17 protein-coding genes are annotated in these 18749 nt (G+C 39.7%); 15 read left to right on the top strand and 2 right to left on the bottom strand.

Annotated features, from left to right (window positions below; genetic code table 11):
• The first annotated feature begins 84 nt into the window (after positions 1-84).
• A complete protein-coding gene (locus AACV33_RS17475) occupies positions 85-345 on the top strand; it encodes an FAD assembly factor SdhE (RefSeq protein WP_012551006.1) in 261 nt (86 codons plus the stop codon).
• Positions 314-712, top strand: coding sequence for a protein YgfX (locus AACV33_RS21545; RefSeq protein ID WP_370527102.1), 399 nt, complete (start codon positions 314-316; stop codon positions 710-712). The genes AACV33_RS17475 and AACV33_RS21545 overlap by 32 nt, the downstream gene beginning before the upstream one ends.
• Positions 713-811: 99 nt before the next feature.
• On the opposite strand, the gene nadB is transcribed toward AACV33_RS21545, so the two are convergent.
• Complete coding sequence (gene nadB, locus AACV33_RS17470; protein ID WP_012551004.1) at positions 812-2428, bottom strand: L-aspartate oxidase; 1617 nt, start codon at positions 2426-2428, stop codon at positions 812-814.
• Between the two features lie 321 nt (positions 2429-2749).
• Between nadB and rpoE the strand changes: the two genes are divergently transcribed.
• The 11 genes from rpoE to acpS all read left to right on the top strand — a co-directional run bounded on the left by rpoE (position 2750) and on the right by acpS (position 11948).
• On the top strand, positions 2750-3328 hold the full coding sequence (gene rpoE, locus AACV33_RS17465) for an RNA polymerase sigma factor RpoE (protein ID WP_026025385.1): 579 nt from the start codon (positions 2750-2752) through the stop codon (positions 3326-3328).
• A 29-nt stretch (positions 3329-3357) separates the two neighbouring features.
• A complete protein-coding gene (locus AACV33_RS17460) occupies positions 3358-3975 on the top strand; it encodes an RseA family anti-sigma factor (RefSeq protein ID WP_017021342.1) in 618 nt (205 codons plus the stop codon).
• Positions 3976-4953, top strand: a complete 978-nt coding sequence (gene rseB / locus AACV33_RS17455) for a sigma-E factor regulatory protein RseB (RefSeq protein WP_012551001.1) — start codon at positions 3976-3978, stop codon at positions 4951-4953.
• Positions 4954-4957: 4 nt separating this feature from the next.
• The gene (locus AACV33_RS17450) at positions 4958-5443 is read left to right on the top strand and encodes a SoxR reducing system RseC family protein (RefSeq protein ID WP_012551000.1); all 486 of its coding nucleotides are present in this window, start codon (positions 4958-4960) and stop codon (positions 5441-5443) included.
• Between the two features lie 89 nt (positions 5444-5532).
• Positions 5533-7326 carry a translation elongation factor 4 gene (gene lepA / locus AACV33_RS17445; protein WP_182699472.1) on the top strand — a complete coding sequence of 598 codons (1794 nt, stop codon included), beginning with the start codon at positions 5533-5535 and terminating at the stop codon, positions 7324-7326.
• A gap of 120 nt (positions 7327-7446) precedes the next feature.
• Positions 7447-8349 carry a signal peptidase I gene (gene lepB / locus AACV33_RS17440; RefSeq protein ID WP_017021340.1) on the top strand — a complete coding sequence of 301 codons (903 nt, stop codon included), beginning with the start codon at positions 7447-7449 and terminating at the stop codon, positions 8347-8349.
• A 10-nt stretch (positions 8350-8359) separates the two neighbouring features.
• Positions 8360-9031 carry a ribonuclease III gene (gene rnc, locus AACV33_RS17435; protein ID WP_012550997.1) on the top strand — a complete coding sequence of 224 codons (672 nt, stop codon included), beginning with the start codon at positions 8360-8362 and terminating at the stop codon, positions 9029-9031.
• Positions 9031-9996, top strand: coding sequence for a GTPase Era (gene era, locus AACV33_RS17430; RefSeq protein WP_012550996.1), 966 nt, complete (start codon positions 9031-9033; stop codon positions 9994-9996). Before rnc ends, era begins: the two co-directional genes overlap by 1 nt.
• 127 nt (positions 9997-10123) lie before the next feature.
• On the top strand, positions 10124-10840 hold the full coding sequence (gene recO / locus AACV33_RS17425) for a DNA repair protein RecO (protein WP_017021339.1): 717 nt from the start codon (positions 10124-10126) through the stop codon (positions 10838-10840).
• A complete protein-coding gene (pdxJ, locus tag AACV33_RS17420) occupies positions 10837-11568 on the top strand; it encodes a pyridoxine 5'-phosphate synthase (RefSeq protein WP_182699471.1) in 732 nt (243 codons plus the stop codon). Before recO ends, pdxJ begins: the two co-directional genes overlap by 4 nt.
• On the top strand, positions 11568-11948 hold the full coding sequence (gene acpS, locus AACV33_RS17415; protein WP_182699470.1) for a holo-ACP synthase: 381 nt from the start codon (positions 11568-11570) through the stop codon (positions 11946-11948). The genes pdxJ and acpS overlap by 1 nt, the downstream gene beginning before the upstream one ends.
• A gap of 51 nt (positions 11949-11999) precedes the next feature.
• Here the strand turns inward: acpS and barA are convergent, their stop codons facing one another.
• On the bottom strand, positions 12000-14789 hold the full coding sequence (barA, locus tag AACV33_RS17410) for a two-component sensor histidine kinase BarA (protein WP_065611538.1): 2790 nt from the start codon (positions 14787-14789) through the stop codon (positions 12000-12002).
• Positions 14790-14952: 163 nt separating this feature from the next.
• Between barA and rlmD the strand changes: the two genes are divergently transcribed.
• Together rlmD and relA are read left to right on the top strand one after the other, a co-directional pair.
• Positions 14953-16269: a 23S rRNA (uracil(1939)-C(5))-methyltransferase RlmD gene (gene rlmD, locus AACV33_RS17405; RefSeq protein WP_065611540.1), complete on the top strand. Its 1317-nt coding sequence runs from the start codon at positions 14953-14955 to the stop codon at positions 16267-16269.
• A gap of 73 nt (positions 16270-16342) precedes the next feature.
• Positions 16343-18580 carry a GTP diphosphokinase gene (relA, locus tag AACV33_RS17400; RefSeq protein WP_017021333.1) on the top strand — a complete coding sequence of 746 codons (2238 nt, stop codon included), beginning with the start codon at positions 16343-16345 and terminating at the stop codon, positions 18578-18580.
• Positions 18581-18749: the final 169 nt, after the last annotated feature.

Below are 18749 nucleotides of genomic sequence, written 5' to 3'. Positions count from 1 at the left end.
CATCTTGTTACTTTTGATCATGGTTGTCATCGGGATTGACTGATAAAATCAGACCCGTTATTTCTATTTTAGTTAGGGAACTGTATGTACAGTGTCGAAGAAAAAGCTCGAGTTAAGTGGGCTTGCCGTCGTGGCATGTTGGAATTAGATGTGGTTATCATGCCATTTTTTGATGAATGCTTTGAAGAACTAACAGAAGCTGAGCAACAAGGTTTCGTTTCTTTACTTGAAAGTGATGACCCAGATTTATTTACTTGGATCATGGGACATGGCCGCAGTGATAATTTAGCTCATGCTTCTATGATAGATAAAATTGTTGCGCATAATCACAGCAAACTCCGTTAGGGTAAACCTTACCTTTTCATATATCGCCTATCTTTGTCTTTATGGCAGTTTTTTCTGTATAGGGTGGGCGGTATTATTGTTAAATATAATCCCTTTTTCTCTTATTCCTTTTCTTTTTTATTTCCTCTATCAACAGAGTAAATTGGCTTACCATGCGTTACTTACTCAACAAGGTATGTATAACTTTGTTAATAAAGAGTCGGATGATGATCGAGATTGGATTGTCAGTCATTCTCTATGGGTCAGTCGGTCGTTAATCATTATTAAATGCCATAACTTATATGACCATCGTACGATGTATTTATTAAAAGACAGTTGCCGATCTTCTTTTTTTAATGAGCTATCTATCATGATGCGGTACAGGTAATTATCTGGTAAATCTATTTTTTAGTAATACGATGACATTAAAAAGCCCTACATAGATAAGATTCTATATAGGGCTTTTATTGATCGTTTTACTTAGATATTAATCACGCGTTGGTATTAAAATCGTTGGGCCTGATTCTTCTAAGGCTTCAGGATAATCAAGGGTGTAATGTAAGCCACAACTTTCTTTTCGCTCCATAGCACAACGAATCATGAGTTCAGAGACATCGAGTAAGTTACGTAATTCAATGAGGTTATTAGAAACTCGGAAGTTACTGTAATAATCATGCGTTTCTTGCTTTAGCAATTGGATGCGACGAAGCGCTCGTTCTAAACGTTTGTCGGTACGTACAATTCCCATGTAATCCCACATAAACAAGCGTAATTCATGCCAGTTATGTTGAATCACAACTTCTTCATCTGAACATTCAACTTGGCTTTCATCCCATGCTGGCAATGATGGCGGAAGCTCTCGCTTATCCATTTCTTTAATTATGCATTCAGCGGCAGACCAAGCATAAACAACACATTCTAATAATGAATTCGATGCTAGGCGATTGGCACCATGAAGTCCGGTATAACTTACTTCGCCGATAGCAAACAAGCCATCAATGTCTGTTTGGCCCTGCTTATCAACCATTACGCCACCACAGGTATAGTGTGCCGCTGGAACGATAGGAATGGGTTCTTTTGTCATATCAATACCAAACGAAAGCAATTTTTCATTAATGGTAGGAAAATGATGATGAATGAAATCTTCTGGCTTGTGGCTAATGTCTAAATACATGCAATCTGCACCTAAACGTTTCATTTCAAAATCAATAGCTCGGGCTACTACATCACGAGGAGCGAGTTCAGCACGCTCATCGAAATCCAACATGAAACGAGATCCATCAGGACGACGTAAGTAAGCGCCTTCACCACGTAATGCTTCAGACATTAAAAAATTACGGGCATCTGGATGAAATAGGCACGTTGGATGAAATTGATTAAATTCTAAATTCGCGACACGGCACCCCGCACGCCAAGCCATTGCAATGCCATCACCAGAAGAGACGTCGGGATTCGACGTATATTGATAAACTTTAGAAGCACCACCAGTGGCTATAACCACAAATTTGGCACGAACGGTTTCGACATGTTCAGCGTCACGGTTCCAAATATAAGCACCGACGACTTTATCAATGTCACCGCCTATTTTGTCTTCAGTAATTAAATCCAATGCGTTATGACGTTCAAAAATTGTAATGTTAGGGTGATTAACGACGTTGTCTTGCAACGACGTTTGCATTGCTTTACCCGTTGCATCTGCCGCGTGAAGAATGCGACGATGGCTATGGCCACCTTCTCGAGTTAAATGGAACCTCGGGTGAGATATGTCGGTTTCTTTTTCATCATCATGATCAAAAGGAACACCGCCATCAATTAACCATTGAACACAGTGCTTAGCATTTTCTGCAATGAAGGTAACAACGTCTTTATCGCAAATATGAGCGCCTGCAATTAAGGTGTCATCGACATGAGATTCTATAGTATCACTTTCATCAAATACGGCAGCAATGCCACCTTGAGCGTAGTAGGTAGACCCTTCATTACGTGGGCCCTTACTTAAAACGATCACCTTTCCATGTGGTGCGACTCTAAGTGCAAGTGAAAGACCAGCAGCACCACTACCTATGACTAAGACGTCACAACTGTGTTCATTGGTTATGTTCATATATTCATCATTATCCTGTGATTATCAGAGCATTTTACCAGAATCTATCCGGTTGCGTCACATTTTGAGTGGAATCTTAATTATCAAGAATAAAATTAGGAGGAAGTTATCGTATTTTATTGCTGTGAAGCCAATAATCGGTAGGGAGTTAGGTGCTCTTAATATATTAAATGTGTAAAAAATGTCATAATAAAGGAACTTTCTAACATTTAGAAACTCATACATAGTGCTCAAGTTAATCGTGGTATAGCAGATTGAAGCTATTACGTTATATAAACTTAATGCGCATTTAAGAATAATAACATGGGAGTACCCGCTCCAATGAGTGAGCAGTTAACCGATCAGGTATTGATTGAGCGAGTTCAAAGAGGCGACAAGCAAGCTTTTAATCATTTGGTGATTAAGTACCAAAATAAAGTCTGTAATCTTGTTGCTCGTTACGTAAAAAATAGTGGTGATGTTCCTGATGTAGCTCAAGAAGCGTTCATTAAGGCCTACCGAGCGTTACCAACGTTCCGAGGTGATAGTGCGTTTTATACTTGGCTTTATCGGATAGCGGTCAATACAGCAAAAAATTATTTAGTTGCTCAGGGAAGAAGGCCTCCAGCATTTGATGTTGATGCCGAAGATGCCGAATATTATGAAGGGGCGAGTGCATTAAAAGAAATTACGAACCCTGAGAATTTATCGTTGTCTGAAGAGTTACGACAAATTGTATTTTCGACGATCGATGGGTTACCTGAAGATTTAAAAACAGCAATAACATTACGAGAGCTAGAAGGGCTAAGTTATGAAGATATTGCTGCGATAATGGAGTGTCCGGTTGGTACGGTTCGTTCTCGTATTTTCCGAGCTCGTGAAGTCGTCGAGAAAAAAATTCAACCGCTAATGCAGCGTTAATGATTTCCAACGGTCAAACGGTGAAGACAATGACTGATAAAGCAAAAATTTCTGCTTTTATTGATAATGAAGAAATGGACAATGCGTTTATCGCTTCGTTATCAGAAACAAGCAATGCAGAAACATGGGCAAACTATCACTTAATTGGTGATGTAATGAGAGGGGACGCACCAAGTAGCAAAGAATGGAATATTGCTGCTAATGTTGCTCTTGCTCTTGAAGGTGAGGCAGCTCATCAAATGAATGATAATGTGACGGCGTTTATTCCATCACAACCAACGCCTTCAGAGGCAAAGAAAACAATGCCAAGTTGGTTAACTCAATTTAGCCAAGTAGCGATGGCGGCGTGTTTTTCATTAGTGGTTATTGTTGGTGTACAACAATACAACAATGACGATCCTAATGGGATCCCAACAAGCGGTGATATACAGGTTCTTGATACCATACCTTTTAGTGGTTCAGCTGAGCCAGTCAGTTTAACTCGAGACTCTCTGGTACCTAAATCATCGAATGAAGCCGATGTCATGGAGCAACGCAAACGTATTAATGCAATGCTGCAAGATTATGAATTACAGCTTCGTTTAAATGCACATGATGGTTCTGTTGATAGAGAACTGTTAGAGCAAAATTCGACATTGGCAGAATAAATGAAAAGAATCCTGATCAGCCTAATTGCCTTGGTCAGCATCTTTCCAATAATGGCCTCGGCAGAAGATAAACCTTCTGCGGAGGCCTTGTTGCATCAGATGGATGAGGCTAGCCATAGTTTAAATTACGAACTTTCTTACATTTTAGTGAAGAAAAACAGTATTGAACCTTTCATGTACCGACATTCTCATACCAAAGATATGACGTTATCTCACCTCGTCTATTTAAGTGGTTCAATGCGAGAAGTTATCCGCCGTAATGATGAAATCAGTTATTTGGAACAGGGAAGTAAACCTTTCTCAATTCAATCTGAAGCCATTGTTGCGCCTATTATTCCGCTATTACATAAAAATGTGGCCGAGCTTAATCAATATTACGATTTTATTTCGATGGGCAGAGCGAGAGAAGCAGGGTCTCCAACGCAAGTTATTAGAATCGTTTCAAAAGATGGTGCTCGTTATTCCTACGTGGTTTGGATAGATGAAAGAAGTAAGTTGCCTTTAAGAACCGATCTTGTTAGCCGAGACGGTGATATTATTGAGCAGTACCGAGTTGTTTCGTACACCGTTAACGATCAAATTACTGAATTTATGAAAAAACGCCTCGGGACTGTTGAGCTTCCTAAAGTGCTAAAAATACCAGCGGCAACGAATGAAGCGGCAATGTGGTCGGTTAATTGGATACCGCAAGGATTTAAAAAGATTAATTTTAATCGCTATCGTTTATCTATGAATCAACGTTCAGTAGAAAGTAAAATGTTTTCTGATGGCTTGTTTAATTTTTCGGTCTATATTTCTGAAGCGGATAAGCTAAGTCACAAAGAGCAACTGGTGACACAAGGCCGTCGTTCGCTGCACAGTTATATCAAAGGTGAATATGAAATTAGTGTTGTTGGGGATATTCCTACCGTAACAGCAAAGCGTATTGCCAACTCTGTCGTATTTGATTCTTCAGACGTCAACGTTAAGGAGAAGTAAGAATATGATGACTGCATTAGCAACGGTTCTTGATGTTCAAGATGATATTGTTGTTGTTGGTTGCCAACAAAAAACAAGTTGTAATCATTGTGCGTCACAAGATTCTTGTGGGACAGGTATTGTTTCTAAGGTTCTTCCTGGAAAAGTACATCATTGGGCTTTCCATACGGATAAAAAATTAACGATTGGGCAAATGGTTGAAATTGGTTTACCAGAGAAAAACTTACTTCAATCCGCTGCTATTGTTTATCTTGTACCTCTGTTTTTTCTTTTATTTGGTGCCTTAATCTCTGAATGGTTAATTTCTCCTTTAATTGGTATCGGAGAGGTGACAACAATCGTAATTGCAGGGCTCTCATCGTGGGGAGGGTATTTTATTGCGAAAACCCTTTCTCATCGTATTGAACAGAAAACAGAACAACAAGTTAGTCTAATTAGAGTCCTTGGCGAGTCGATTTCTGACACTATCTCAGTAAATGCCGCAGGATAAGATAGCGACTTGCAAGGAAATTGGGTAGAATCCCATTACTTGATCTCACGATCCAATCCCATTAACTAATTGAGTTTGTCACGTCATTCATGAAGCATATTCGTAATTTTTCTATTATTGCCCATATCGATCACGGTAAATCAACACTATCTGACCGCCTTATCCAAGTTTGTGGTGGCCTGTCAGACCGTGAAATGGCAGCACAAGTTCTTGATTCAATGGATCTAGAACGTGAACGTGGTATCACTATTAAAGCCCAGAGTGTGACTCTAAACTACACGGCGAACGATGGTGAAACTTATCAACTAAACTTTATCGATACACCTGGACACGTTGATTTCTCATACGAAGTATCACGTTCACTTGCGGCTTGTGAAGGCGCATTATTAGTGGTTGATGCAGGTCAGGGTGTAGAAGCTCAAACTCTAGCAAACTGTTATACCGCTCTTGAAATGGATTTAGAAGTGGTTCCAATCTTGAATAAGATTGACTTACCAGCGGCTGATCCTGAACGTGTTGCAGAAGAAATTGAAGACATCGTTGGTATTGAAGCGATGGAAGCAACGCGTTGTTCTGCTAAAACAGGTGTCGGTGTTGATGAAGTTCTTGAAACTATCGTTAAATCAATTCCAGCACCAGAAGGCAATCCAGAAGGTCCAACTCAAGCGTTGATCATTGACTCATGGTTTGATAATTACTTAGGTGTTGTTTCTTTAGTTCGAGTTAAACATGGCTCATTGAAGAAAAATGACAAAATTAAAGTAATGAGCACTGGCCAATCATGGAATGTTGATCGCATTGGTATCTTCACACCAAAACAAGTGGATACTGATGGATTAAATACCGGTGAAGTAGGCTGGGTAGTTTGTGGTATTAAAGATATTTTAGGCGCACCAGTGGGTGATACATTAACTCACGCTAAAGGCGGTTGTGAAGAGCGCTTACCTGGTTTTCAAAAAGTGAAACCACAGGTATATGCTGGTTTATTCCCTATTTCATCGGATGATTATGAAAACTTCCGTGATGCATTGGGTAAATTAAGCTTAAATGATGCGTCTCTTTTCTATGAACCAGAAAGTTCTTCAGCACTTGGTTTTGGTTTCCGTTGTGGCTTCCTTGGTATGCTACACATGGAAATCATTCAGGAGCGTTTAGAGCGTGAATACGATCTTGATCTGATTACAACAGCACCAACGGTAGTTTACGAAGTTGTGTTGAATAATGGCGATTTACTGTACGTAGATAGCCCTGCAAAATTGCCTGCAGTGAATGATTTAGACGAAATTCGTGAACCAATTGCTCGTTGTAATATTCTAGTGCCTGCGGATTATTTAGGTAATGTAATTAGCCTATGTATTGAAAAACGTGGTACTCAAGTCGATATGATTTATCATGGAAATCAAGTGGCATTAACTTATGACATTCCAATGTCTGAAGTTGTGTTAGATTTCTTCGACCGTTTAAAGTCAACATCTCGTGGTTATGCATCATTAGATTACAACTTCCAACGTTATGAACTTTCTAATATGGTTCGTGTTGATGTATTGATTAATGGTGAAAGAGTCGATGCGCTTGCTATCATTACTCATCATGATAATGCACAAGGTCGTGGTCGCTTACTTGTTGAGAAGATGAAAGAATTCATCCCTCGTCAAATGTTTGATATTGCAATTCAAGCGGCAATCGGCGGACACATTATTGCGCGTTCAACCGTTAAGCAGTTACGTAAAAACGTAATCGCAAAATGTTACGGTGGCGATATTAGCCGTAAGAAAAAACTGTTGAAGAAGCAAAAAGACGGTAAGAAACGCATGAAGCAGATTGGTAATGTTGAATTACCTCAAGAAGCTTTCCTTGCGATTCTTCATGTAGGTAAAGATTAATTTATAATTTCTGATTTTTCAGAATGACGTAAATGACGCTTTATTACAGCTCAAAGAAAGCGATGATCAATGGTCTTCGCTTTCTTTGTTATGCAACACTTAATAACTTAAGGGAATGTAATGGCTAACACTTTTTCACTGATTTTAGTTTTAGTAACACTGTTTACTGGTGTTATTTGGACTATTGATAAATTCGTCTTGGCACCAAAGCGCAAACAAAAAATTGCAGCCGCCCGTGAGCAAGCGAATGGACAAGTTGATGATGCAACACTTGCAAAAGTCGCTCCTCAACCAGCATGGATAGAACAAGCTGTTTCTATTTTTCCAGTGATTGGCCTTGTTTTAGTGTTGCGCTCATTTATTTATGAGCCGTTCCAGATCCCATCCGGTTCGATGATGCCGACGCTTTTAGTCGGTGATTTTATCTTGGTCGAAAAATTCTCTTATGGAATTAAAGATCCTGTTTGGCGTACACAACTTGTAGATGTGGGTAAACCAGAACGTGGTGATATTGTTGTTTTTAAATATCCACCACAACCAAATATCGACTATATTAAACGTGTAGTAGGTAAACCTGGTGACACTGTTATTTACAGCGCTTCTAAGCAAATTTGTGTGAAACCAAAAGGTGAGAGCAAGTGTAATATTATCCCGTTAACGAACATGAAAGACAGTGAATTCATGCAAGATCGCACTAACTTAGTTCAATATACCGAGCAGTTAGCAAGTGATACAACGCATGATATTTTGGTTAACCCAATGCGTTCTGATCGAGTATCTATGTACCAACCACGACCAGGCTATAACGAGTGGGTAGTACCAGAAGGTAACTATTTTGTAATGGGCGATAATCGTGACAACAGTGCTGACAGCCGTTATTGGGGTTTTGTCCCAGAAGCGAATTTAGTTGGTAAAGCGGTCGGGATCTGGATCAGCTTTGAATTTGAACGTGGTAGCGATAGTGTGCTGCCTTCCTTTATTCCTACTGGTGTTCGTTTTAACCGCATCGGTGGCATAGACTGATTGAAATAATATGACATCTCCATTACAACGCCTAGAACGCAAAATAGGCTATAAATTTAATGATGAAGGCTTTCTTAAGTTAGCACTGACTCACCGTAGTGCTAACGGAACTCATAATGAACGTTTAGAATTTCTAGGCGATTCAATTTTGAGTTTTGTGGTTGCTGATGAACTTTATCACCGTTTTCCTAAAGTGGATGAAGGTGATATGAGTCGTATGCGTGCAACGCTAGTTCGTGGTCATACTCTTGCTGAGTTAGGTCGTGAATTTGAGTTAGGGGATTACCTATTTTTAGGCCCTGGCGAATTGAAAAGCGGTGGCTTCCGTCGAGATTCAATTTTAGCGGATGCGGTTGAAGCGATCATTGGTGGTATTTATCTTGATAGTGATACCGAAGTCATTCGTCGAATTATTTTAGCATGGTACAAAACACGCTTAGATTCGATTGAACCAGGTATCTCTCAAAAAGATCCAAAAACACGTCTTCAAGAATACCTACAAGGTCGTCGTAAGCCGTTACCAACGTACACTGTGACAAAAATTAAAGGTGAAGCTCATAATCAAGAGTTCACTATTGAATGTATCGTAGCAGGCTTGGATAAGCCTGTTATCGGCAAAGGAAGCAGTCGCCGCAAGGCAGAACAGTCGGCTGCTGACATAGCATTAGGACAAGTAAACTAATGTCAGATGACAAAGAATTCGATCTAGATGCGTACTTCTCATCAGAAGCTAAAACAGAATCTAGCGACAACCAACACTGTGGCTTTATTGCTATCGTTGGTCGTCCAAACGTAGGTAAATCAACACTTCTAAACCAAATATTGGGACAAAAGATTTCGATTACCTCTCGTAAACCTCAAACGACTCGTCACCGCATTATGGGTGTTGATACGGAAGGGGATTATCAAGCGATTTATATTGATACGCCAGGTCTTCATATTGAAGAAAAACGTGCGATTAACCGCTTAATGAACCGTGCTGCAAGCTCATCATTAAGTGATGTTAACTTGGTTTTATTCTTGGTAGATGGTACTCACTGGACACCAGACGATGAAATGGTATTGAATAAGCTGAGAAAAGCTGGATTCCCTACTGTTCTATTGGTAAACAAAGTAGATAACGTTAAAGATAAAAATGACGTTATGGCTCATCTTCAAACGATGACTGAAAAAATGGACTTTGTTGACGTTGTGCCAATTTCAGCAAAATCAGGCTCTAATGTTGATGTTGTTCAAAAGCTAGTTCGTGATCATTTACCAAAAGCGGTTCATCATTTCCCTGAAGAATATGTAACTGACCGTTCACAACGCTTTATGGCTTCAGAGATCATTCGTGAAAAGCTGATGCGTTTTACGGGTGAAGAGTTGCCATATTCGGTAACAGTAGAGATCGAACGTTTTGATTACAATCCTAAAATGGATGGTTTTCATATTAACGGTTTGATCCTTGTTGAACGTCTTGGCCAAAAGAAAATGGTCGTAGGTAAGAACGGCGAAAAGATCAAAGTTATTGGTCGTGAAGCTCGTCTTGATATGGAAGGGTTATTTGATCGCAAAGTGTATTTAGAACTTTGGGTTAAAGTTAAATCTGGTTGGGCTGATGATGAGCGAGCACTTCGTTCTCTTGGTTACATCGACGATTTATAATCCTCTAGATATAAATAAGAGCTAAAACAAGATCCCATATAACTTAAGTAGATAAAATTATTTTAGTTATTTGGGATTTTTTTGTTGTTATCGAAGTGTATTGCGAACTTTATTATAGGTAATAAACGTGGAAGAAGGCTTACAACGTTGTTTTGTCCTGCACCGTAGACCGTATAGCGAAAGCAGTCTAATTTTAGATGTATTTAGCGAAGAGTATGGCCGTTTATCTATTATCTCTAAAGGGGCACGCAGTAAGCGTTCAAACCTTAAAGGTGTGTTACAAGCATTTACACCGCTATTGATGAAATGGTCGGGTAGAGGCTCTATGCGAACTTTGCGTCAAGCTGAAACCATCAGTCTGGCTATTCCTCTCACTGGAATTAATTTATATTCAGCCTTATACATTAATGAACTAGTGGTAAGGGTGATTGAACAAGAAACCCCGTATCCTGCTTTATTTCTCGATTATCTTACCGCGTTGACTGAACTTGCTCAGACTAAAAACCCAGAACCTGCATTAAGACGTTTTGAATTGGCTTTACTGTCGTCACTGGGTTATGGCGTGGATTTCTTGCATTGCGCAGGCAGTGGTGAAATGGTTTCTCCTGAAATGACGTATCGCTACAGAGAACAGAAAGGGTTCATGGCATCGATTCGACACGATCCTTTAATGAGTTTCAAAGGTGATGAACTTATCGCTATCAGTGAGCGTCGATTTATAACACCAGAGCAATTAAAAGCGGCAAAACGCTTTACACGTATAGCCTTAAAGCCGTATCTTGGCGGTAAGCCCCTAAAAAGTAGGGAACTGTTTCTTCCAAGAACAAGGAGTATTCTAAAATGAGTTCAATTTTACTTGGCGTCAATATCGATCACGTAGCCACTCTTCGTAATGCAAGAGGGACTAAATACCCAGATCCAGTGCACGCTGCTGAAATTGCAGAACGTGCAGGTGCTGCGGGTATTACGATTCATCTACGTGAAGATCGTCGTCATATAAAAGATCGTGATGTGCGAATTTTACGTGAAACACTGCAAACTCGAATGAATTTAGAAATGGCAGTGACGGATGAAATGGTCGGAATTGCATTAGAAACACAGCCAGAATTTGTTTGTCTTGTGCCAGAAAAGCGTGAAGAGTTAACTACTGAAGGTGGTTTGAATGTCGTTGGTCAACTTGAAAAAGTGAAAGCCGCAACTCAAATGTTATCAAAAGCAGGTATTAAAGTATCCTTGTTTATTGATGCAGATAACGCCCAGATTGATGCGGCTGTTGCGTGTGGAGCTCCTTTTATTGAGCTTCATACTGGTGCGTATGCGGATGCAGAAACAGAAGAAGCTGAACAAATTGAATTGAAAAAAATTGCGGCAGGAGCAACTTATGCGGCAAGTAAAGGGCTGATTGTTAATGCGGGTCATGGTTTGACATATCACAATGTTGAAGCTATCGCAGCATTGCCTGAAATCTATGAATTAAATATTGGTCACTCGATCATGGGAAGAGCGGTGTTTGATGGATTAGAGAAAGCGGTCGCTGATATGCATAGAATTATGCTAGGTGCTCGTAAGTAATGGCAATTGTTGGTCTTGGGACTGATATCGCTGAAATAGAAAGGGTAGAGAAAGCCCTTTCTCGCTCAGGAGATGCGTTCGCTGAACGCATCTTAAGTCAGTCTGAATTTGAGCGTTATCAAGGATTAAAGCAAAAAGGGCGTTTTCTCGCAAAACGTTTTGCCGCAAAAGAAGCCGCGTCAAAAGCCTTAGGGACTGGTATTGCTCATGGAGTGACTTTTCATGATTTTACGATTTCAAATGATGATAATGGAAAACCGATCTTAACGCTTTCGGGTAAAGCACTTGTGTTGTCTCAACAGTCTTCAGTGTCACACATTCACCTCACCATTTCTGATGAGCGTCATTATGCGGTAGCGACGGTTATTTTTGAGTCTTAATACTACGCCACTAATTACTTGATTAATGGCGTATCACTAAGATAGGAAGTCTTAGTTAAGTAAGATTTGAGCGTCAGAGGTTACTTTTTCCATTTCGTCTTGAAGTTCAAATAACTCAGGCTCAATATTTTTAATGTCTTGTCCTTGTCGTAACGCCGTCTCTATCAAATTACACAATTGCTTAAGTCGTAATACCCCACAATATGAACTGCTACCATGAAGCTTATGGATATAGTGGCAAAGATCTTCTGCTGTTGCTTTTTTATCAATGGCTTTCGTCACCCAGCTATCGACTTCTGGAATAAACTCAATAAGCATAAGCAACATTTCTTTTGCGAGATCTTCTTTTCCTGCTGATTGTTTTAGTGCTGCATTCCAATCAATGCTACTAGTCGCAGGGCAAGATGGATCATCAATTGTAATATCAGGAATATTATCAGGAAGAATAACGATTTTTTCCACTTCCTTATGATCGGTTAATGGACTCCAATGAATGATGACTTGTTGTAGTACATGCTCTTCAATTGGCTTTGTTAAGTAATCGTCCATGCCTTCGCTAATCAATCTTTCTCGTTCACCGGCCATTGCATGAGCGGTTACCGCAACAATAGGCGTTCCAGAATTCAGGGCTGTTTTTCGGATCTCTTTGCATGCCATTACGCCGTCCATTTTCGGCATTTGAATATCCATTAAAATAATATCAAACTTTTGCTCTGTTGCTTGTTGTACTGCATCAATACCATTCTTGCAGGTAACCACACTTTCAACTTGTTCATGCAGTAATGCTGAGATTAGCTTAAGGTTTGCTGGGTTATCATCAACAGCCATTACTTTGATCGGTAAGCGTTTTGGCATGTCATGTGACGCCATTAAATCAGGTAACGCTTCGATAATTTGAGAATTCGGTTGTACTAATAAAGCATCTAATAGTTTTTTCTTCGCAAACGGTTTTGATAAACACGTCATGTATGAATATTTATTGAGCTCTTCGGTTAAGGCCAGTTCAGTACTTGGTAATCCAATTACAATTGTTGGGCAATATGGCGTAATTTTCTTAACCATTGCTTTTAATGCTTCTGCATCAGGTTTATCGCTTGAGCTTAAACTTATTAATGCATAATCGTGATTTTCAAGTGTGTCTGGCAATGTAGAACGGTAAGTGACGAAGACACCATGGTGAATAAATTGTTGTTGTAATATGGAGGCTGACTGCATATTAGGTTCAATTAAAAGCAATTTTTTCTTTTCTAATTGGCTGACATCTCGTTCATCAATCATTGGTAATTCTGTTGGATGCATTCTCATAGTAAACCAGAATGTAGATCCCTGATGAAGACGACTGCTTAATCCTATTTCTCCGCCCATTTGAGACACGAGTTTTTGAGTAATAACAAGACCAAGGCCAGTACCACCATAACGACGAGATATACTCGCATCCGCTTGGCTAAATGCTTGGAATAGTTGTGCTTGTTGACGCTCAGATATACCAATGCCGGTATCTCGAACCACAAACTGCACATCAATAAAGTCATCATTAAGGTGTTTTAACTCGATGGAGATATCGATGTTGCCTTTTTCTGTAAATTTAATTGAATTACCAACTAAATTGTTTAGTACTTGCTGAATTCGTAAAGGATCGCCAATTAACCCAGATGGAATGCGAGGGTCGATTTTTAACGTGATTTCTAATCCTTTTTCGTGAGCGCTTGGGGCGAGTAAGCTAACCACTTCATCTAAACTGTCTTGGAAATCAAACGGTAGATTCTCTAGCAGTAATTTGCCCGCTTCCAATTTGGAGAAATCAAGAATGTCATTAATGATGGTCAATAAATTATTGGCCGATCGCTCAATGGTTTGTAGGTAATCTTTTTGATTATCAGACAGTGATGTTTTTAGCATTTGACGAGTAAAACCAATAACCCCGTTGAGTGGTGTTCTCAGTTCGTGAGACATGTTTGCTAAAAATTCAGATTTAACTCGAGCAGCTTCTTGAGCGCGTTTTTTAGCGATGTCTAACTCTACGTTTTGTATTTCAAGCTGTTCTAACGTTTCTCGTAAATCGGAAGTCGCTTGGTCGATGCTTTGTTGCATTTCAACATGATAATCAGATAAAGAAATCGCCATGGCATTGATGCCGTTTTTGAGAGTATCTAATTCGCCATGCAATTTATTCTCGATACGCACATTTAAGTGACCACGGCGAATACGGTCAACAACACTTACCATGTGTGAAATAGGTTGGGTTACGTCTTGCATCAAACGAAAGGCAAAAACGCCAGATAAGCTGAGACCTAAAATTAAGACTAATAAGGCTGAAAATATCTCTTGGTATTGTTGGAGTCGTAAGCTTGATAAATCGAGCTCAATAGCAATATACCCTAGCGCCTCATTGACATGGGAAGCATCAAAGTTTGCGGTAAATTGCCCCTCGGCTAAAATTGGCGCTCTTAAAATTAATGAATCATCTAAAAATTCAATATCAAGCAGAAGCGGGATAGGTTTGTCTTTAGGAAAAGTGAGACTTTCAAAGTTAGGATGAAAATTGGACGTGACAAACAGGTCATGATTTTCATCAAACACCGCAATACTACGCACAATTTTTGAGTGTTTTCGATGCGCATAGCTGATCAGTCGACGTACGGCTTCACGATTTTTTGCCGTCATGCTGTATTCACTTGAAATAGCAAGCGGTTCAATAATACTGGTTCCACTTGAGACTAACTGAGTTTCAAGATCGTGGTATCTGTTTATGGTGAAAAAGCCACTTAATAGCAAACCAATAATTAACGTTGGTGCTAATGTTAGTGTGATGACTCGTGCACGTAAGCCGTATTTTGTCATATCTCTTCGTTTTAATTAACTTCCCTAACCGTGTAGCTTAATCAAGTTCAAGGTGAAGCTCAATTGTTCAATCTATAAACCTGAAGCTTAGACACAAATGAGGACTGCATCTTCAAATCGTTTTGGTATAATAGTGCTAATTTTTGTAAATCAGGCAGTAATCATGGCGCAATTCTTCAAACCGAAAAAGAAAGCTTCGGTAAACACAAAACACCTATCTGTAGATGTGGTTCGATTAGACCACAATAGTGCGGGTATTGCTTTTGTGGATAAAAAACCGGTGTTTATCGAAGGCGCCTTACCTGAAGAACAAGCAATTATTCAATTCATTGAGCAAAAGAAACAATATTCTCGTGCTAAATTGATTAAATTGACAAAAAAAAGCAGTAAACGCCAAGCTCCAATTTGTCAGCATTATGACGATTGTGGTGGTTGTAATCTTCAGCATTTACAGCATGCAGAGCAAATCATCGCTAAAAATGACAAGCTGCAAGAGTTAATGAAAAAGCAAGGTGTTGATGTTTGTGATGTTGCTGAGCCTATTCTTGCGAATGAGGATGATTACCGACGTCGAGCTCGTATTAGTTTAATCATGAATAAACAAACGAATCAATTGGATTTTGGTTTTAGAAAAAAACAGAGCAAAGAAATTGTTAATGTTCGTCATTGTCCCGTTTTAGTAAAAGAACTCGATCAGCATTTAGAATCGCTATACACCTTACTTAATCAGCTTAAAGGTAAGCGACATTTAGGTCATGTTGAATTAGTTCAAGCAGATAACGGAAGTGTATTGCTCATTCGTCATGTCGCTGCATTTAATGAAAAAGATCAACAAGCTTTACTTCATTATTGTGAAGAACGAGATTTGATCCTATACCTAATGCCTGAGTCTGATGTATTGAATCACGTATATGGCGAAGAACCGTATTATGTCATTGATGGTGTGAAGATTTATTTTACGCCTAAAGATTTCATTCAAGTTAATGCCTCAATTAATGACAGCATGGTAAATCAAGCATTAACTTGGTTGGATCTCAATGCGGACGATTGTGTACTCGATTTATTCTGTGGCTTAGGTAATTTCAGTTTGCCATTGGCACAGAAAGTAAAAACAGTCGTAGGTATTGAAGGCGTTGAAGAAATGGTTAAGCGCGCTCAATCTAACGCAAAACGAAATGAATTAGATAATGTGACGTTTTATCAAGCAAATTTAGAAGAGCCGATTGATCAGCAAGTGTGGGCAAGCACAAAGTTTACAAAGATTTTACTGGATCCTGCCAGAGCAGGGGCTGCAGGAGTGATGCAAACTGTGGCAAAATTGAAGCCTGAAACCGTCGTTTATGTATCGTGCAACCCAGCAACACTTGCACGCGATAGCCAATTGCTTATTCAACGCGGTTACAAGCTTACTAGGCTAGGTATGCTTGATATGTTCCCACATACGGGACATTTAGAATCTATGGCATTGTTTGAGCGATAACTGGCAGAAATCGTCAGGTAAGCGAAATGGAGCCAAGCAGAATCATTATAAAATTGGATTATAGGAAACGGACATGGTCGCAGTTCGCGGAGCACATCTTAAGGAAAATGAAACGTTTGAGTTAGCTGAATGGATAATCAGCCTTGAACAAGATAAGAACACCTCTAAAAAACTGACAGAGGTGTATCAACAATGCCAAGAGTTAGTGGATTCCCATGAAAATGGTCCACTCTTGTTGTGGCGTGGTCGAGAGATGATAGAAATCTTGATCACCCTAAGCATGGATAAACCGACTTTAATTGCAGCTCAGTTATTTCCTTTAGTTTCATCTGGTGTGTTAGACAGAGAAACGTTAACTGAAAACTACAATAAAGAAATAGAAAAACTGATTGATGGCGTTGAAGAGATGGACGCGATTGGTCAGTTGAATGCGTCTGTTGGGGAAGAGTCAGCCTCTTCCCAAGTCGATAATATTCGTCGAATGTTATTGGCTATGGTTGATGATTTTCGTTGTGTGATCATTAAATTAGCTGAGCGTATTTGTAATTTACGTGAAGTGAAAAATGAACCTGAAGACGTTCGCCGAGCAGCGGCTAAAGAATGTAATAATCTTTATGCTCCTTTAGCGAACCGTTTAGGTATTGGTCAGTTGAAATGGGAAATTGAAGATTACTCTTTCCGTTATCAGCATCCTGATACCTATAAGAAAATAGCAAAACAATTGTCTGAGCGACGTATTGTTCGTGAACAATATATCCATGATTTTGTCACGGGGTTAAGTGATGAAATGGCGGGTTATAACATCAATGCCGAAGTCAGTGGGCGTCCAAAGCACATCTACAGTATCTGGCGTAAAATGCAGAAGAAGAGCTTGGAATTTGATGAATTGTTTGATGTTCGAGCGGTTCGCATTATTGCGGATAAACTGCAAGATTGTTATGCCGCATTAGGGGTTGTACACACGAAGTTTAAGCACTTACCAAGTGAATTTGACGACTACGTTGCAAACCCAAAACCGAATGGCTATCAATCTATTCATACGGTTGTTTTAGGCCCTGAAGGGAAAACCATTGAAATCCAGATCCGAACAAAGGATATGCACGAAGACTCAGAATTAGGGGTTGCTGCGCACTGGAAATACAAAGAAGGCTCATCAAACAGCAGTCGTACTGGTTATGATGAGAAGATTACGTGGCTACGTAAACTGCTTGATTGGCAAGAAGAGATGTCAGATTCTGGCGAAATGCTGGATGAATTACGAAGCCAAGTGTTTGATGATCGTGTTTATGCCTTTACCCCTCGTGGTGATGTTGTTGATCTACCAATGGGCGCGACACCTTTAGATTTTGCGTATCATATTCACTCAGAAGTGGGGCATCGATGTATTGGTGCGAAAGTGGGTGGACGAATCGTGCCATTTACCCATAACCTTGCAATGGGTGACCAAGTTGAAATTATTACCCAAAAAGAACCGAACCCTTCTCGAGATTGGTTAAACCCAACCTTGGGTTTTGTGAACTCTGGCCGTGCTCGTGCAAAGATCAATGCCTGGTTTAGAAAACAGAGTCGTGAAAAAAACCTTGATGCAGGTAAAGAGATTTTAGAAGTTGAATTAGCAAAAATTGGCGCAACGTTAAAAGATGCAGAGCAATACGCACTCAAGCGCTTTAATGTGAATTCAACGGATGAGTTGTTTGCTGGTGTTGGTAGTGGCGACTTACGTATTAACCAAGTGATTAATCACATTAATGCGTTAGTGAATAAACCAACCGCTGAGCAAGAAGATCAAAAAGCGTTAGAGCAATTGCAAGAATCTGAAGCGAAGGCACAAGCACAAGCTCAGGCGCAGAATAAAAAACGCAATGATGCAGTGGTGGTTGAGGGTGTCGATAATTTAATGACGCACCTAGCACGCTGTTGTCAGCCGATCCCTGGTGATCCTATCGCGGGGTACATAACTCAAGGTCGTGGTATTTCAGTTCACCGCAGTGATTGTGATCAGCTTGATGAATTACGTCATCATGCAGCAGAACGAATTATCGACACGGTGTGGGGGAGTGGTTTTGTTGGCTCTTATATATTGACGTTAAGAGTCACAGCCATGGATCGTTCTGGTTTATTGAAGGATCTTACCAGTCTGTTTGCGAATGAAAAAGTAAAAGTGTCTGGCATGAAGAGCCGTAATGATTACAAAAAGCAGCTGACTATTATGGATTTTGATCTTGAAGTGTTCAGTGCTGACATCCTTAGTCGATTAATTACTCGTGTTGAACAAGTAAAAGATGTCATGGAAGCCTCTCGATTATCATAGTAAAACAGAGAAAATAAATTGATGTAGATTTTCTTTAAGTTATTGATAATTAAAACAGATAAAAAATAGAGCCGAATATTAGCGATGATATTCGGCTTTTTTTTATAAAAATTATTCAAGTTCTGAAACTTCGAGCCGTAAATAAATGTATCAACGATGAATTATAGGC

Source organism: Aliivibrio sp. SR45-2, from assembly GCF_963890165.1.
In the GTDB taxonomy this organism is placed as follows: Bacteria; Pseudomonadota; Gammaproteobacteria; order Enterobacterales; family Vibrionaceae; genus Aliivibrio; species Aliivibrio salmonicida.
This window is presented reverse-complemented; position numbering and strand designations above follow the sequence as displayed.

What these genes read in the sequence shown, in the direction of transcription:
- barA (WP_065611538.1), bottom strand. Translation starts at nt 14,789, where the DNA reads ATGACAAAATACGGCTTACGTGCACGAGTCATCACACTAACATTAGCA.
- acpS (WP_182699470.1), top strand. Translation starts at nt 11,568, where the DNA reads ATGGCAATTGTTGGTCTTGGGACTGATATCGCTGAAATAGAAAGGGTA.
- lepB (WP_017021340.1), top strand. Translation starts at nt 7,447, where the DNA reads ATGGCTAACACTTTTTCACTGATTTTAGTTTTAGTAACACTGTTTACT.
- era (WP_012550996.1), top strand. Translation starts at nt 9,031, where the DNA reads ATGTCAGATGACAAAGAATTCGATCTAGATGCGTACTTCTCATCAGAA.
- rpoE (WP_026025385.1), top strand. Translation starts at nt 2,750, where the DNA reads ATGAGTGAGCAGTTAACCGATCAGGTATTGATTGAGCGAGTTCAAAGA.
- rseB (WP_012551001.1), top strand. Translation starts at nt 3,976, where the DNA reads ATGAAAAGAATCCTGATCAGCCTAATTGCCTTGGTCAGCATCTTTCCA.
- relA (WP_017021333.1), top strand. Translation starts at nt 16,343, where the DNA reads ATGGTCGCAGTTCGCGGAGCACATCTTAAGGAAAATGAAACGTTTGAG.
- nadB (WP_012551004.1), bottom strand. Translation starts at nt 2,428, where the DNA reads ATGAACATAACCAATGAACACAGTTGTGACGTCTTAGTCATAGGTAGT.
- rnc (WP_012550997.1), top strand. Translation starts at nt 8,360, where the DNA reads ATGACATCTCCATTACAACGCCTAGAACGCAAAATAGGCTATAAATTT.
- AACV33_RS17475 (WP_012551006.1), top strand. Translation starts at nt 85, where the DNA reads ATGTACAGTGTCGAAGAAAAAGCTCGAGTTAAGTGGGCTTGCCGTCGT.
- pdxJ (WP_182699471.1), top strand. Translation starts at nt 10,837, where the DNA reads ATGAGTTCAATTTTACTTGGCGTCAATATCGATCACGTAGCCACTCTT.
- rlmD (WP_065611540.1), top strand. Translation starts at nt 14,953, where the DNA reads ATGGCGCAATTCTTCAAACCGAAAAAGAAAGCTTCGGTAAACACAAAA.
- AACV33_RS17450 (WP_012551000.1), top strand. Translation starts at nt 4,958, where the DNA reads ATGATGACTGCATTAGCAACGGTTCTTGATGTTCAAGATGATATTGTT.
- AACV33_RS17460 (WP_017021342.1), top strand. Translation starts at nt 3,358, where the DNA reads ATGACTGATAAAGCAAAAATTTCTGCTTTTATTGATAATGAAGAAATG.
- lepA (WP_182699472.1), top strand. Translation starts at nt 5,533, where the DNA reads ATGAAGCATATTCGTAATTTTTCTATTATTGCCCATATCGATCACGGT.